Genomic DNA, 14,143 nt, shown 5'->3' on the forward strand with positions numbered 1-14,143 from the left:
AAGCCGAAGCCGAAGCCGAAGCCGAAGCCGAAGCCGAAGCCGAAGCCGAAGCCGAAGCCGAAGCCGAAGCCGAAGCCGAAGCCGAAGCCGATCGGGCTACGGCAACCGATCAGCAACCTGAGGCCAAGCGAAGGGGGTTCATGCCGGCGCTAATTGGTGGCGTCATCGCAGCGGCGTTGGGGTTCGCCGCCGGACGCAGCGATCTGCTTTGGCCGGCAGGGTCCGATCCGTCCGAGGCGATTGCAGCGCTTGAGACCAAGGTGACCGACCAGGCTCAGCAACTGGCTGACCTGAGCAAGCAATTGTCTGAAGTTCCCGACCCGTCGGCTGAAATCGCGGCGCTGAGTGCCAAGCTGACGCCGATCGAAAGCGATCTTGGCGCGCTCAAATCCAATGTCGACGATCTGTCCGGCAAGCTCGACCCCTTGGCGCAACGCGTCGCACAGCTTGAGGCACGTCCGTTGACCGACGCCGCCTCGCCCGAAACCGTTGCGGCCGTCGAGGCCGAGCTGAAGAAGCTGCAGGAGTCGCTGGCCGCCCAGCGTGCCGAAGTCGAAAAGATGGTCGCCGAAGCGCAAACCCTGGACGCGCAGGCCCAAGCCCGGGCACAGGCGGCAGAGAACCTGGCCGCGCTGTCCAAGATTCAGGGTCAATTGGATGCCGGCGCACCCTATGCCGATCTGGTGGCCCGGTTGCAGACCGGCGGCGTGCAGGTGCCAGAAGCCCTGTCCGCTCCGGCTGGCGAAGGTGTGCCAACACTGACGGATCTGCGCGAGAGTTTTGCGCCTGCCGCCCGAACTGCGCTGGCCGATGCGCGCGAAGCCGACAAGGGAACGGGCCTTGTCGCCTTTCTTCAGCGACAGACCGGTGCCCGGTCCGTCTCGCCAAAAGATGGCAATGATCCCGACGCCATCCTGTCACGAGCGGAGGCCGCGTTGGGCAAAGGTGACATCAGCACGGCCTTGACCGAGCTGGACGCGCTACCGGAAGCGGCGCAGCCAGCCATGGCCGAATGGATCGCGGCTGCCAAAACCCGCCAATCCGCGGTCGAAGCCGCCAATGCGCTTGTGACAAGCGTGAACTCGAACTGAGGGGCCTGCCATGCTCTGGTCATTGTTGAAGATCCTGGTTTTTGTCGCGATCGTCGGGCTTCTGGCCATGGGGGCAGGCGTTCTGATGGAAACGAGCGGTGGCATCCAGATCACCGCGATGGGAACCGAGGTCACGCTCAGCCCGCTGCAATCGGTGATCGCTCTGGGCCTGCTGGTTCTGGCGGTTTGGCTGTTCTTCAAGCTGCTCAGCCTGCTGATTGCGACCCTGAAATTCCTCAACGGTGATGAAACTGCCCTTTCGCGCTATTTCGACCGCAGCCGCGAGAAACGGGGCTATCAGGCGCTGGCTGACGGATTGATGGCGCTGGCCTCGGGCGAGGGGCGGACGGCGATGACGATGGCGCACAAGGCAGAACGGCTGTTGAACAAGCCGGAACTGACGAACCTGCTGGTGGCCCAGGCGGCCGAAATGGTCGGTGACACCAAGAAGGCCTCGGAAACTTACAAGAAACTGGTGACGGATCAGGCCACACGTTTCGTCGGCGTGCGCGGAATCATGAAACAGAAGTTGGCCGAGGGCGATGATGAAACCGCGCGCAAACTCGCCGAAAAAGCACTGGCGCTGAAGCCGCGGCATCAGGAAACGCAGGATGTGCTTCTGAAACTGCAGACCAAGGCGCAGGACTGGGCCGGCGCACGGTCGACCCTGACCGCCAAGTTGAAGTCCGGCGCGCTGCCGCGTGATGTGTTCAAGCGACGCGACGCTGTTCTGGCCCTATCCGAGGCCAAGGGAATTCTGGATGAAACCGCCAGTGTCGAACAGCAGGAGCGCGCGATCGAGGCGAACCGCCTCTCACCCGACCTGGTGCCGGCGGCCGCCATGGCCGCACGGGCCTACATCGCCAAGGGCAAGCCGCGCGCCGCGACAAAGATTCTCAAAAAGGCATGGGAGGCGCAGCCGCATCCGGATCTGGCCCATGCCTTTGCCGAGATCGTACCCGACGAAACCGCGGAGGAGCGGGTCAAGCGCTTTACGGCATTGACGCGCATCCATCCCGAACATTTGGAAACCCGCCTGATCCTGGCCGAGCTGAACATCGTCGCCGAAGACTTTCCCGAGGCCCGCCGGGCGCTTGGCGATGTGGTCGAGAAAGGTGCCGATGCCCGAGCCTATACCCTGATGGCCGCCATCGAGCGCGGCGAAGGGGCCTCGGACGCGGTGGTACAGGGCTGGCTGGCCAAAGCGTTGAATGCGCCGCGCGGGCCGCAATGGGTCTGCGACAACTGCCATGACATCCAGGCTGAATGGGCGCCGGTCTGCCCCAACTGTCACAGCTTTGACACGCTCAGCTGGCAGACGCCCAAAACCCCCGAGATCGCCACGGCGACGGGTGTTCACATGCTTCCTCTGATCGTGGGGGCGTTGGAAGACCGCTCGGATATGGCCGAGGACGCCGAGATCGAAGATATCCCCGAGCCTGAGATTGTCGATGCCAGCATGGCCGATCAGGCCCCCGAAGAGCCTGAGACCGAAGACGCCGGACCGAAACCGGCCTAGCGGGCGGTTTCGACGTCAAAGGCGTCGTTCCACAGTTTGAACAACTCTGCCCGGCGGTTCGGGTCGCTGGCCACCAGAAGGGCGGGCGACAAGGGGATGAACCGTCGTGCGCTGGGCGTCAGCCCGGTCTCGGCCGAGTCCATCCGGGACACAAGCCCAGAGGTTGCGAGCAAGTCCTGCGCCTGTGCAGAGAGCAGGAAATCCAGCAAACGGGCTGCGGCGACACTGTTTCCTGCATTCTTTGGGATCAGAAAGGCGCGGGACAGGACGAGAGTGTAGTCCTCGGGCAGGATCACCCCAACCGCGGGGTCCTGGGCATTCGCGACATATGAGCCAAGCACGTTGTAGGCGATCAGGAACCGGCCCTCGGCAACGTCGCGAATGATCTCGGCGGAACAACAGGTGGCGATTGCATCTATGCGCGCGAAACCTTCGATCAGTGACCCGAAGGTGGTCGCCTCGAGACTGTCGCCATAGGCAAACAGATACCCCAGCCCCGAGGCCGCGATGTCATAGGTCGCCACCCGGCCGCGCAGCAGGTCGGGGCGGGTGCGCATCGCGTCCAGCAGGGCAAAGCGGCTGCGCGGCACTTCAAGGTCGTCCAGACGGTCCTTGTTGTAGACGATGACGGCGGGTTCGGTGGTGATCCCCCACAGCTCGTCCCGCCAGCGCCGGGCCGGGGGCAGCGCCTGCGTCTGGGCCGAGCTGTAGCGGTGGGCGCAGGCGGCATTGACCAACCAGACCATCTGCTGAACGGCCGAGGAAAACACCGCATCGGCCGGGCTGTGGCCGGTCTTGCAGGCCGTCTTGCTGTGCTGGAACAGCGCGTTCGAGCCCCATTGTTCATAGGTGATGGTCAGGTCTGGGTTCTGCGCCGCGAACTGTTCCATCACCGGGCGGATAATGCCGATATCCGTGGTCGAGCGCACAAGCAGGGGGGTGGGCCCGGTGCCAAATTCGGTAACTGCTTCCTGCGCAGCAGTGCGGGAAGCGGGCATCAGCAGACACAGGGCCAGCGGGATCAGAAACCGTATCATGCGCCTGGTCCTTCGGTGGCGGCCGGAAAGTTCAGCGATACGCGAAACCCGTCATCGGTGCGGGTCATCTCGACGGTGCCGTCAAAGGCTTCGGCGGTGGATTTGACGATCGACAGCCCCAGCCCGCTGCTGTCCTCGCCCGAGCCTGCGTTGCGGTTGAACCGGTCGCCCAGCCGGGCAGAGACCGACGTTTCCGGCCCCGGGCCGCTGTCGCGCACCCACAGAACGGCGCGGCCACCCTCCAGGCTGGCGCCGATGCTGACCGGGGCCTTGCCGTGGCGCAGCGCGTTGCCCAGCAGGTTCTTGGTGGCCTCGCCCAGCGAAAACGCATCGCCCCGCACCCAGACCGGGTTTTCCCCGATTTTCAGATGCACCTCGACGCCGGGGGCGATCACCTCGTGGTCGCTCTGCTCCAGCGCCTCGAGCGCCACTTCGCGCAGATCGACCAGCAGGCGCGGGGCGCTGTCGATGCGGTGGATGACCATCGCGCGCGACAACAGCTGATCCAGAAGTGTCCCGAGCGACCGCGTGCGATTCAGCAGCCGGTCCAGCGCGCGGTGGCGAGCTGGGGCATCCGGATCCGCCTGCGCGATTTCGGCCTGGACCCGGATCGCCGCGACCGGGGTGCGCAACTGATGGGCGGTGTCGGCGATCAGGTTGCGCATCGACAGAACCTGCCGGTCCAGTCGCCCCATGAACCGGTTCATCGCTGCGATCATGACCTGCAATTCGCGCGGCAGACCGTCGCTGGCCACGGGCGTCAGGTCATAGGGGTCGCGGCGGATCAGGTCGTCCGACATCGCCTCGAGCGGGCGCAGCGCCGAACGGGTGACGAACCAGGACATGATCAGCAGCAACGCGCCGGCAGCCGCCATCGGCAGCAGGGCATCCAGCATCAGCCCGGCGGTCATCGCGCGTCGTGCCAGCAAGGTCTGCCCGACAACGATTTCAACTTCGCCCGAGAAGTCGCGCTCGGCGAACAGGCGGGGCAGTCGGACGAACCGGGCCGGTTCCCCGTTCAGGTCTGCCGCGAAATATTGGGCCGACTGGCTGACGGGCTGCGGGGGCGCGATCACCGTGTCCGGGTCCAGCCCGGTGATGAAGCGCCCGTCGGGCCCGCGCACCGCGTAATAGATCCGGTCATCCGGGGCCTGGGCCAGCAGCTCAAAGGCCGAAACCGGCAGGTCGACGATGGGCTGGCCGTCCTGGATGCGCACGGATTCGGCGATGTCGCTGGCCGCGCCCAGCAGCAGCCGGTCATAGGCCTGACGGGCCGCCAACCGGCCGTTGGCCCAGATCGACAGGCCGACCAGCACGCCGCCCAGAACAAGGATCAGCATCACCGCGCTCAGCACCCGGGCGGTCAGGCTGTGGGGCAGGGGCGGCCTAACCATGCAGGCCGATCCGGTACCCGACCCCGCGCTGGGTTGTGATGGTCACACCGCTGCCCGAGAATTTCTTGCGCAGCCGGGCGATATACAGCTCGATCGCGTTCACGCCCACATCGGCATCCTCGAACCCGTAAAGCGAGTCGTACAGCCGCGCCTTGGACAGGAACTGCCCCTCGTGCCGGATCAGGGCGTCCAGCACGGCGGCCTCGCGTGCGGTCAGGTTCAGGCGTTTGCCGCCCAGCGTGGCGCTGCGGTCTTTGGGGGCATAGACCAGCGGGCCCAGCGTGATCTGTTCGCTTTTACGGTCGGCATCTCGGCGCACCAGCGCGCGCAGCCGCGCCTCGAGCTCGCGCTGGTCGAAGGGTTTGCCCAAGTAGTCGTCAGCCCCTTTGTCCAGCGCGGCGACCCGGTCCTCGACCGCAGTCAGTGCGGTCAGCATCAAGACCGGAATGCGGTCACCCCCGCCACGGATTTCGTCCAGAAAGCCCAGGCCCGACCCGTCGGGCAGGTTGATGTCCAGCAGGATCGCGTCATAGCCCTGGACCGCGCGGAAATCGCGCGCGGCCTCGACCGAGGTCGCCAGATCGCAAACGACACCGGACCGGCCCAGATGGGCCACGACGCCCTCGGCCAGATCCTCGGCATCCTCGATCATCAATACGCGCATTGTCCCCCCGAACGCCCGTCGCAACATGACAGGTTCGTGACAGCATTATTCGTTAAAGAAAATCAACCTGCAAGGAAGGGCTGCGCGCCCGACTCCCTGCAGGGACCGGTTTCGTCTGCGTAACAGCAGGCCAAGAAGACACTAGGAGGAGAACCAAATGAAACTGTTTGGAACCGGCGGCGTCGTAGCCGCTGCCGTATTCGCCCTGACCGGCTTTGCCGCCAGCGCTCAGGAATGTATTGCACCGGCAAACCCCGGTGGTGGTTGGGACTTTACCTGCCGTCAGGTGGGCAAGTCGCTGCAGGATCTGGGCCTGATCGACCAGACCATGCAGGTCGTGAACCTGGCCGGTGGCGGCGGTGGCGTGGCCTTTGCCGAGGTGGTGAACAAGCGCAATGACGACAACAACCTGATTGTCGCCGCAAGTGCCGCAACTGCAACCCGTCTGGCCCAGGGCGCCTATCCGGGCAACACCATGGATCAAGTCCGCTGGCTGGCCGCGATCGGCGCCGATTATGGCGTGATCGCCGTGGCTGCCGATAGCCCCGTCAACACCCTGCCCGAGCTGCTGGACCAGATCAAAGCCGACCCGGCTTCGGTTTCGGTTGCTGGCGGTTCGGCCGTGGGCGGCTGGGACCACCTGAAGGTGCTGATCGCGGCCAACGCCTATGGCATCGACGATGTCCGCTCGGTCAAGTACATCGCCTTTGACGGCGGTGGCGAGGCGGTGACCCAGCTGCTGGCCGGCTCGGTCCAGGCCTTTACCGGTGACATTTCCGAAGCCAAGGGTTTCGTGGATTCCGGCGACATCAAAGTGATCGCGGTTCTGGCGCCCGAGCGTCTGCCCGGTGAATTCGCTGACTTCCCGACCGCCAAGGAACAGGGTGTGGATGCCATCGGCGCCAACTGGCGCGGTTTCTACGCTCCGGGCGGCATGTCGGACGAGGCCTACAACGACTGGGTCGCAAAAATCGGTGACCTGTATGCGTCGGACGAGTGGAAAGAAGTGATGGCCGCCAACGGCCTGGCTCCGCTGGACCTGCAGGGCGAGGACTTCCAGAACTTCGTTGCCGAGTCCGTCGGTCAGATCCAGACCATCTCGAAAGAGATCGGGATCATCAAGTAACCGCACCACTCACGTGCAGGCGGGTGCCGCGACAGCGTGGCGCCCGCACTTTTTCTACCCGAACAACAGGAGACACCGATGAGTGACCGCATCTTCGGGGTTGTCGGACTTCTTCTTGCCATTGGTTTCGCGATATCCGCGCTGGCGATCGAAGAAAGCTTTCTGTCCGATGCCGTTGGGCCCAAGGCCTTTCCTTTGATCATCGCCGCCATTCTGGGCGTGTCCAGCGCGGTGATCGCCCTGCGCCCGGACGCCGAGCCGGAATGGCCGGCCCTTGGCCGTCTGGTCGAGATCGCCGCCGCGGTGGTGGTCATGATCCTGTATGCCGAATTGCTGCCCGAGCTGGGCTTCGTCATCGCCACGGCCTTTGCCGCGGCCTACCTGGCCTGGCGATTGGGGTCCGGTCCGATCGAAAGCGTTCTGGTTGGCGTGGGAACCTCGGTTGGCATCTACGTCATTTTCCACCTGGTTCTGGGCCTGTCGTTGGCCAAAGGGCCGCTGGGTTTCTAGGGGGCGATCATGGAAACTTTTGCATCCTTGGCCGATGGGTTCGCCATCGCGCTGACTTGGCAGAACCTGATGCTGGCCCTGTTGGGCTGCTTTCTGGGCACGGTCATGGGCGCGCTGCCGGGCCTTGGCCCGTCGAACGGCGTGGCCATCCTAATCCCACTGGCCTTCACGCTGGGGCTGGGCGCGACGCCGTCGCTGATCCTGCTGACCAGTGTCTATTACGGGGCGATGTACGGGGGGCGGATCTCGTCGATCCTGCTGAACATCCCCGGTGACGAGCCTGCGATGATGACCTGTCTGGATGGGCATCCCATGGCCAAAAAAGGCCTGGCGGGTGAAGCTCTTTCGCTGTCCGGTATCGCCTCGTTCGTCGGCGCGTTCCTGGCGACCTGGGGCCTGATCCTGCTGGCGCCTCAGCTGGTCAAAGTGGCATTGCTGTTCGGCCCGGCCGAATATTTTGCCCTTTTTGCGCTGGCGTTCATGACGCTGGGCGGTGTGTCGTCGACCAACCAGGCCAAATCGGCTTTTGCCGCCGCGCTGGGGCTTGGGCTGGCGACCATCGGCGTTGATACCCAAACGGGCGTGCCGCGCTTCACCTATGGCGAAGTGCATCTGTACGACGGGATCGATTTCCTGGTGGCCATCGTCGGCCTGTTCGCTCTGTCCGAGGTGTTCATTTTCCTCGAACACCGGCATGGCGGGTCTGACGCCGAGGGCAGCAAGCTGAAAATCGGCAAGCTCTACCCTCCGATGTCGATGATCAAGAGCTGCACGCCGACGATGCTGCGCACCTCGTTCCTGGGCTTCATCGCCGGGGTTCTTCCCGGGGCCGGGGCATCACTGGGGTCGTTCATTTCGTACTCGATGGAAAAGCGGCTGGTGGACAAGAAAAACACCTTTGGCACCGGTGATCCGCGCGGCGTGGCCGCGCCCGAGGCTGGCAACAACGCCGCCGCCGGAGGCGCATTGGTACCGATGCTGGCGCTGGGCGTTCCGGGGTCGGGTACCACGGCGGTGCTGCTGGCGGTGCTGCTGGCGCTGAACATCACGCCCGGGCCGCTGCTGTTCACCCAGAACCCGGATGTGGTTTGGGGCCTGATCGCGGCGCTGTTCATCGCCAACTTCATGCTGCTGGCCATGAACATCCCCATGGTGGGCCTGTTCACCCGCGTGCTGATGATCCCGTCGCGCATCCTGATGCCGATCGTGGCCATGGTCAGCTTTGTCGGCATCTACGGCATTTCCGGGTCCAGCTTTGACCTGCTGGTGATGATCGGGTTCGGCGTGATGGGCTGGGTCCTGCGCAAGCTGGACGTGCCGCTGGTGCCGATCATTCTGGGTACCCTGCTGGGCAACGCGATGGAGAACAACCTGCGTCGCGCCGTGACCATCGACAATGGCAACTGGTGGACGCTGATCGACAGCCCGCTGTCCATCGGGTTGTGGACAATCGCGATCATCGGCTTTGTCCTGCCCCTGATCGTGGGCGCCCGGGTCAAGGCCAAGATGCACCAGCGTCGTGACGAAGAAGGCGCGATCAGCGATTGATCTGCCTGCCCGCCGCCCGCCGAAATGGGCGGGCGGCGGATCTTTTGCCGGCCCGTGATCCGCAGGGTCCGCCTGCCGATTGTCCCAGACACCTCGCTTTGCTAACGTCACTCTCGCGTCGGGGAGGGCGTGCAAACCGAAATGCTGGATTACTCGCATAACGCTTGGCTCGTGGCGGCCTCGTTGGCCGTCGCACTCATGGCCGGGTTCACGGGCCTGTATCTGACGCATGGCGCCTCAAAGCTGGATGACCAGAGGCGGAAGTTCGTTGTCGCCTTGGCCGCAGTCATTTTGGGCGGGGGCATCTGGTCGATGCATTTCGTGGCCATGCTGGGCCTGCAACTGCCGATCCTTTTTTATTATGACGCGTTGATCACCCTGATCTCGGCCCTGGTCGCCATTCTGATGGTCGGGCTGGCGTTGCTGCTGTTGCACTTCCGCGCGCGTAGCCCGGGCACGATTGTCGGCGCGGGTGTGATCGTGGGTCTTGGTATCGTGGTGATGCACTATATCGGCATGGCCGGGATGGAGCTGTGCCGCCCCGTCTACACCGCATCAGACGTTGCGATCGCGACCGTGGCTTCGGTGGTGCTGTCAGTGCTGGCGATCTGGGTTGCCTACGATAATCGCACCCAGCGCAATATCCTGCTGGGCACGGTGTGTTTTGGCCTGGCCGTGTTCACCATGCACTTCGTCGCCACGGGCCTGACCGATTTTACCGCCAGTGACAATGCAGGTGGCGCGGGCCCGGCTTTGAACAATCAGGTTCTTGCGATGGGGGTGACCGTTGCGGTGTTCCTGATTTGCGGGGCATTTCTGCTGACCGGGATCACCTTTATCGGGCCCGAGCCGGCGGTCGAAGCGCCGCAGCCGGAACCGGCTCTGCGCGCCGGCGTCCCGTTCGAGCGCGAGGGCCAGACCTTTTTCACCGAACCAGCGCGCGTCGCCGCCATTCGGGCCGAGGGGCACTACACCGTTCTGTACATGGGCGCCGAGAAACTGTTCTGCCCTTGGTCGATCACCGAGGCCGAAACCCGCCTGAAACCAGACGGCTTTTTGCGGGCCCACCGAAGTTACCTTGTGAACCCCAGACACGTTTCCCGGTTTGAGCGGCACAAGGACAACGGCACCTGTTATTTCGACCAGGTCGATGCGCTCAGCAAGGTGCCGGTCAGCCGATCCCGCCTGACGGACATCCGCGAGGCGCTGGGCCTCTGATCGCAACTCGTGCAGCCCATTCGCATTTCGTGAAACAACCCGCGCCCCCCGTTCCTGCGCGATAGCCTGCGCACGCCCTCAGGACTTTGCTTGATCCCAAGGCCCCGACGTGAACGGGCCAAGGGAGGAAAACATGATACCAGCCGGTTTCGAGTATCACCGGCCAGGCGACGTCGCCTCGGCCATCGGCATTCTGCAGGAACACGGGGACGAGGCGCGCGTGATCGCAGGCGGGCACAGTCTGATCCCGATGATGAAACTGCGCATGGCCGAGATGGGCCATTTGGTCGACCTGCAGGCCATCGAGGAACTCAAAGGCATCGAAGTCGGGTCCGATACCGTGACCCTGGGCGCGATGGTCACGCAGCACGAATTGATCACCCACGACGGTCTGGCCGACGCGATCCCGCTGATCCGCGAAGCGGCGCTGCAGATCGCGGATCCGCAGGTGCGATACATGGGTACGGTCGGCGGGAACGTGGCCAACGGGGATCCGGGCAATGACATGCCGGGTCTGATGCAGTGCCTGAACGCGTCGTTCGAACTGTCCGGCCCTGACGGCACCCGCAGCGTCCCGGCCCGCGATTTCTACGAGGCGGCCTATTTTACCGCCCGCGAGGACGAGGAGATCCTGACACGGATTTCCATCCCTGTTCCCGGCCCCGGTGTCGGGCAGGCCTATGAAAAGCAGAAACGCAAGATCGGCGATTACGCAACCGCGGCTGCCGCAGTGATGGTTGGCAACGGTCAGGCATCGGTGGCGATGACCAATCTGTCCGACACGCCCGTCTGGTCTGACGCGGCCAGCGCTGCACTGGCCTCGGGCGATGTCGACGGCTGCGTGGCCGCGATGCTCGCGGCGATCGACCCGGTGGCCGACAACCGCGGCCCCGTCGAATTCAAGAAACACGTGGCCGCCGTGATGCTGCGCCGCGCCATCGACCGTGCGCAGAACCGCGCGGGCTGAGGGGAGGAACACAGATGTCGAAGATGCATGTCAAACTCACCGTGAACGGCAAGCAGGTTGAGGGCCTGGCCGAGCCGCGCACGTTGCTGATCCACTTCCTGCGGGAAGATCTGAAAATCACCGGCCCGCATATCGGTTGCGAAACCAGCCATTGCGGAGCCTGCACCGTGGATATCGATGGCAAATCCGTCAAATCTTGCACGACCTTCGTGGCGCAGGTGAACGGGGCCGATATCACCACCGTTGAAGGGCTGACCAATGACGATGGCAGCCTTGGCGTGTTGCAGGAAATGTTCCGCGAGCATCACGGGCTTCAGTGCGGTTTCTGCACGCCGGGCATGATCACCCGTGCGCATCGCCTGCTGCAGGAAAACCCCAACCCGACCGAAGAAGAAATCCGCTTTGGCATGGCCGGCAATCTCTGCCGCTGCACCGGGTACCAGAACATCGTCAAGGCGATCTCAGCCTCGGCTGACATGCTGAACGCGCAGAAGGAGGCCGCGGAATGAACGACCAGACCATGACCCCCGAAGAACGCGCCGCCAACCTCAAGGGGATGGGCAGCTCGCGCAAACGCGTCGAGGACGTGCGCTTTACCCAAGGCAAGGGCAACTACGTCGATGACATCAAGCTGGACGGAATGTTGTTCGGCGCCTTTGTCCGTTCACCCTATGCCCATGCCCGGGTTGTCAGCGTCAACAAAGAGGCCGCTCTGGCCGTGCCAGGTGTCGTGGCCGTTCTGACGGCCGAGGACTTGGCGCCGCTGGGTCTGCACTGGATGCCCACGCTTGCTGGCGACAAGCAGATGGTGCTGGCCGACGGCAAGGTGCTGTTCCAGGGCCAGGAGGTGGCCTATGTGGTTGCTGAAGACCGCTATGTTGCCGCGGATGCCGTCGAACTGGTGGAAGTCGAATACGAGGAATTGCCGGTTATTACCGACCCGTTCGAGGCGCTGAAATCTGACGTGGTGCTGCGTGAGGATCTCGAGGGTCAGACAGAAGGCCCCCACGGGCCGCGCAAGCATCACAACCACATCTTCACCTGGGAACAGGGCGACAAGGACGCGACCGAAGCCGTCTTGGCCGAAGCCGATGTGGTGGCCGAGGAAATGGTCTACTACCACCGCACCCACCCCTGTCCGCTTGAGACCTGCGGCTGCGTGGCCAGCATGGACAAGGTGACCGGCAAGCTGACGCTGTACGGCACCTTCCAGGCCCCGCATGCGATCCGCACCGTCGTGTCCCTGATTTCGGGCCTGGCCGAGCACAATATCCGGGTGATCAGCCCCGATATCGGTGGCGGCTTTGGCAACAAGGTGGGCGCATATGCAGGCTATGTCTGTTCGGTCGTGGCCTCGATCGTCACCGGTCAGCCGGTGAAATGGGTCGAGAACCGGATGGAAAACCTGATGTCCACCGCCTTTGCCCGCGATTACTGGATGCAGGGCAAGATCGCCGCCACCAAAGACGGCAAGATCACGGGCCTGTGGTGTCATACAACCGCGGACCACGGTGGATTCGACGCCTGCGCCGACCCGACCAAGTTCCCGGCCGGGTTCATGAACATCTGCACCGGGTCCTACGACATCCCGACCGCCTATCTGGCCGTGGACGGCGTCTACACCAACAAGGCTCCGGGGGGTGTGGCCTATCGCTGTTCCTTCCGCGTGACCGAGGCCGCCTATTTCATCGAGCGGATGATCGAGGTTCTGGCCATCAAGTTGAACATGGACGCGGCCGAGCTGCGCCGGATCAATTTCATCAAGGCCGACCAGTTCCCCTATCAGTCCGCGCTGGGATGGGAATATGACTCGGGCGATTACCACACCGCCTGGGACAAGGCGCTGGCCGCGGTTGGATACGAGGATCTGCGTGCCGAACAGGCACAGCGGGTCGAGGACTTCAAGGCCGGCAAGACGCGGAAGCTTCTGGGGATTGGTCTGACGCATTTTACCGAGATCGTCGGGGCAGGGCCTGTGAAGAACTGCGATATTCTGGGCTTGGGGATGTTCGACAGCTGCGAAATCCGCATCCACCCGACCGGGTCAGCCATCGCGCGGCTGGGGACGATCTCACAGGGCCAGGGTCACGCCACGACCTTTGCCCAGATCATCGCCAGCGAGATCGGTCTTCCAGCCGACGACATCACGCTGGAGGAAGGAGACACCGACACCGCGCCCTATGGCTTGGGCACCTATGGTTCTCGGTCCACGCCGGTTGCGGGGGCTGCAACGGCCATGGCTGCACGCAAGATCCGCGCCAAGGCGCAGATGATCGCGGCCTACCTGCTTGAGGTTCACGACGACGATGTCGAATGGGACGTGGACCGGTTCGCGGTCAAAGGCGCGCCCGAGCGGTTCAAGACGATGAAAGAGATCGCCTTTGCCGCCTACAACCAGGCCATCCCGGGGTTGGAGCCGGGTCTGGAGGCCGTCAGCTACTATGACCCGCCCAACATGACCTATCCGTTCGGCGCCTATGTCTGTGTCATGGAGATTGATGTCGATACCGGCGAATGGGAAGTCCGGCAGTTCTATGCGCTGGACGATTGCGGAACCCGGATCAACCCGATGATCATCGAAGGTCAGGTTCATGGCGGTGTGACCGAGGCGCTGGCCATCGCGATGGGTCAAGAGATTTCCTATGATGAGATGGGCAACGTCAAGACCGGCACGCTGATGGACTTCTTCCTGCCAACCGCGTGGGAAACGCCCAACTATACGACCGATCACACGGTGACCCCCTCGCCGCATCATCCGATCGGCGCGAAGGGTGTCGGCGAAAGCCCGAATGTGGGTGGCGTGCCGGCGTTCTCGAATGCGGTGCACGATGCGTTCCGGCCGTTTGGCCTGGTTCAGAGCCACATGCCGCATGACCATTGGCGGATCTGGAAGATCGCCAACGGCTTGGGGATGCACGGGTAATCGGTTTCGGACCGGCTGGGCCCGGTCCGACCGAACGGAGGGGGTGCTGACCCTCTCCGACCCCCTCGGGATATTTTGGTCAAACGAAGATTGGACCCTGGTGTGACACTGAGTGACGTTCAGAACGGTTTGGCCCAGCAGGGCTA

At 63.8% G+C, this 14,143-nt stretch carries 12 protein-coding genes; 9 read left to right on the forward strand and 3 right to left on the reverse strand.

Going from position 1 to position 14,143, the window contains the following annotated elements; all coding sequences use genetic code 11:
* Both ACR0NB_RS18585 and ACR0NB_RS18590 read left to right on the forward strand, forming a co-directional pair.
* The coding region (locus tag ACR0NB_RS18585; RefSeq protein WP_480776464.1) for a COG4223 family protein at window positions 1–1,091 on the forward strand (1,091 nt) is incomplete at its 5' end.
* Between the two features lie 10 nt (window positions 1,092–1,101).
* The gene (locus tag ACR0NB_RS18590; RefSeq protein ID WP_480697850.1) at window positions 1,102–2,610 is read left to right on the forward strand and encodes a heme biosynthesis HemY N-terminal domain-containing protein; all 1,509 of its coding nucleotides are present in this window, start codon (window positions 1,102–1,104) and stop codon (window positions 2,608–2,610) included.
* Here the strand turns inward: ACR0NB_RS18590 and ACR0NB_RS18595 are convergent.
* Genes ACR0NB_RS18595 through ACR0NB_RS18605 form a run of 3 tightly spaced genes read right to left on the reverse strand, consistent with a single transcriptional unit; the run spans window position 2,607 to window position 5,705 of the window.
* Complete coding sequence (locus ACR0NB_RS18595; RefSeq protein WP_480776465.1) at window positions 2,607–3,647, reverse strand: ABC transporter substrate-binding protein; 1,041 nt, start codon at window positions 3,645–3,647, stop codon at window positions 2,607–2,609. The genes ACR0NB_RS18590 and ACR0NB_RS18595 overlap by 4 nt on opposite strands.
* Entirely contained in the window at window positions 3,644–5,041 is a 1,398-nt protein-coding gene (locus tag ACR0NB_RS18600) for a sensor histidine kinase N-terminal domain-containing protein (protein ID WP_480776466.1), read from the reverse strand. The genes ACR0NB_RS18595 and ACR0NB_RS18600 overlap by 4 nt, the downstream gene beginning before the upstream one ends.
* Complete coding sequence (locus tag ACR0NB_RS18605; protein WP_170340612.1) at window positions 5,034–5,705, reverse strand: response regulator transcription factor; 672 nt, start codon at window positions 5,703–5,705, stop codon at window positions 5,034–5,036. The genes ACR0NB_RS18600 and ACR0NB_RS18605 overlap by 8 nt, the downstream gene beginning before the upstream one ends.
* Window positions 5,706–5,862: 157 nt before the next feature.
* Between ACR0NB_RS18605 and ACR0NB_RS18610 the strand changes: the two genes are divergently transcribed.
* From ACR0NB_RS18610 to ACR0NB_RS18640, 7 genes are all read left to right on the forward strand, one after another.
* Complete coding sequence (locus ACR0NB_RS18610) at window positions 5,863–6,831, forward strand: Bug family tripartite tricarboxylate transporter substrate binding protein (protein WP_170361035.1); 969 nt, start codon at window positions 5,863–5,865, stop codon at window positions 6,829–6,831.
* 78 nt (window positions 6,832–6,909) lie between these two features.
* Window positions 6,910–7,341 carry a tripartite tricarboxylate transporter TctB family protein gene (locus tag ACR0NB_RS18615; protein WP_170340610.1) on the forward strand — a complete coding sequence of 144 codons (432 nt, stop codon included), beginning with the start codon at window positions 6,910–6,912 and terminating at the stop codon, window positions 7,339–7,341.
* Between the two features lie 9 nt (window positions 7,342–7,350).
* Complete coding sequence (locus ACR0NB_RS18620; RefSeq protein WP_093963852.1) at window positions 7,351–8,889, forward strand: tripartite tricarboxylate transporter permease; 1,539 nt, start codon at window positions 7,351–7,353, stop codon at window positions 8,887–8,889.
* Between the two features lie 141 nt (window positions 8,890–9,030).
* Entirely contained in the window at window positions 9,031–10,107 is a 1,077-nt protein-coding gene (locus ACR0NB_RS18625) for an MHYT domain-containing protein (protein WP_170365947.1), read from the forward strand.
* A gap of 133 nt (window positions 10,108–10,240) precedes the next feature.
* The gene (locus ACR0NB_RS18630; protein WP_480776467.1) at window positions 10,241–11,074 is read left to right on the forward strand and encodes an FAD binding domain-containing protein; all 834 of its coding nucleotides are present in this window, start codon (window positions 10,241–10,243) and stop codon (window positions 11,072–11,074) included.
* Window positions 11,075–11,088: 14 nt separating this feature from the next.
* Window positions 11,089–11,583, forward strand: a complete 495-nt coding sequence (locus ACR0NB_RS18635) for a (2Fe-2S)-binding protein (RefSeq protein WP_093963851.1) — start codon at window positions 11,089–11,091, stop codon at window positions 11,581–11,583.
* On the forward strand, window positions 11,580–13,997 hold the full coding sequence (locus tag ACR0NB_RS18640) for an aerobic carbon-monoxide dehydrogenase large subunit (protein ID WP_480776468.1): 2,418 nt from the start codon (window positions 11,580–11,582) through the stop codon (window positions 13,995–13,997). The genes ACR0NB_RS18635 and ACR0NB_RS18640 overlap by 4 nt, the downstream gene beginning before the upstream one ends.
* Window positions 13,998–14,143 lie beyond the last annotated feature (146 nt).

It is taken from the genome of Ruegeria sp. CG3 (assembly GCF_056537205.1).

Bases quoted from the DNA above. Each gene is read 5' to 3' on its own strand.
- ACR0NB_RS18625 (WP_170365947.1), top strand. From the start codon at position 9,031: ATGCTGGATTACTCGCATAACGCTTGGCTCGTGGCGGCCTCGTTGGCC.
- ACR0NB_RS18620 (WP_093963852.1), top strand. From the start codon at position 7,351: ATGGAAACTTTTGCATCCTTGGCCGATGGGTTCGCCATCGCGCTGACT.
- ACR0NB_RS18610 (WP_170361035.1), top strand. From the start codon at position 5,863: ATGAAACTGTTTGGAACCGGCGGCGTCGTAGCCGCTGCCGTATTCGCC.
- ACR0NB_RS18605 (WP_170340612.1), bottom strand. From the start codon at position 5,705: ATGCGCGTATTGATGATCGAGGATGCCGAGGATCTGGCCGAGGGCGTC.
- ACR0NB_RS18635 (WP_093963851.1), top strand. From the start codon at position 11,089: ATGTCGAAGATGCATGTCAAACTCACCGTGAACGGCAAGCAGGTTGAG.
- ACR0NB_RS18590 (WP_480697850.1), top strand. From the start codon at position 1,102: ATGCTCTGGTCATTGTTGAAGATCCTGGTTTTTGTCGCGATCGTCGGG.
- ACR0NB_RS18595 (WP_480776465.1), bottom strand. From the start codon at position 3,647: ATGATACGGTTTCTGATCCCGCTGGCCCTGTGTCTGCTGATGCCCGCT.
- ACR0NB_RS18600 (WP_480776466.1), bottom strand. From the start codon at position 5,041: ATGGTTAGGCCGCCCCTGCCCCACAGCCTGACCGCCCGGGTGCTGAGC.
- ACR0NB_RS18630 (WP_480776467.1), top strand. From the start codon at position 10,241: ATGATACCAGCCGGTTTCGAGTATCACCGGCCAGGCGACGTCGCCTCG.
- ACR0NB_RS18640 (WP_480776468.1), top strand. From the start codon at position 11,580: ATGAACGACCAGACCATGACCCCCGAAGAACGCGCCGCCAACCTCAAG.
- ACR0NB_RS18615 (WP_170340610.1), top strand. From the start codon at position 6,910: ATGAGTGACCGCATCTTCGGGGTTGTCGGACTTCTTCTTGCCATTGGT.